At 72.6% G+C, this 616-nt stretch carries 1 protein-coding gene; it reads right to left on the bottom strand.

The genetic code is table 11. The features are described 5' to 3' along the window. The coding region (locus tag KUM32_RS37745) for a 6-phosphofructokinase (RefSeq protein ID WP_217146343.1) at positions 1-316 on the bottom strand (316 nt) is incomplete at its 3' end. Positions 317-616 lie beyond the last annotated feature (300 nt).

Raw genomic sequence — 616 nt, 5'->3', positions numbered from 1 at the left:
GCGTCCCCTCGCCGCCGATCGGGATGAGCGCGTCGATGCCGTACGAGCGGGCCAGCTCCTCGCAGTTCTCGGCGGCCTCGCGCAGCCGGGCGCGCTCCAGGCGGGCCGAGCCGAGGATGGTCCCGCCACGGGCGAGGATGCCGCTGACGGCGTCGAGGTCGAGCGGCCTGAACCGGCCGTCGAGGAGTCCCTTGAAGCCGTCCTCGAAGCCGATGACCTCGTCGTCGTGTCCGGCGACGGCGCGGTGCACGACCGACCGGATCACGGCGTTGAGACCGGGGCAGTCGCCCCCGGCGGTGAGCACTCCGATGCGCATCCTGGTCTTTCTCCTGCTCCTGGGGTTCCCCGTGGGCCGGGGCCGGGGGAGGTACATATGAGCTCGTCCGATTGTTTCACGGGCCCGAAGCTCCCGCGCACCCCACGGGTCATGCGCTATACCCACGGGCCCGGGTAGTGTCAAGAGGCAGTGGCCGGCCCGGTCGGGTGACGCGGGTGCTTCTTCGTTCCACGCGAACGGGGAGCACGACGCCCGTTTCGGGGCAGGCGATCGACGGTGGTGCCGGGCCCGGGCCAGGGTCGCAGCCGGGACCTGGTCGCGGCACCCTGGACGGCGGGG

It is taken from the genome of Streptomyces sp. AC627_RSS907, from assembly GCF_019049165.1.
The sequence above is the reverse complement of the archived record's forward strand: the minus strand, read 5'-3'. Positions and strand labels throughout refer to the sequence as shown.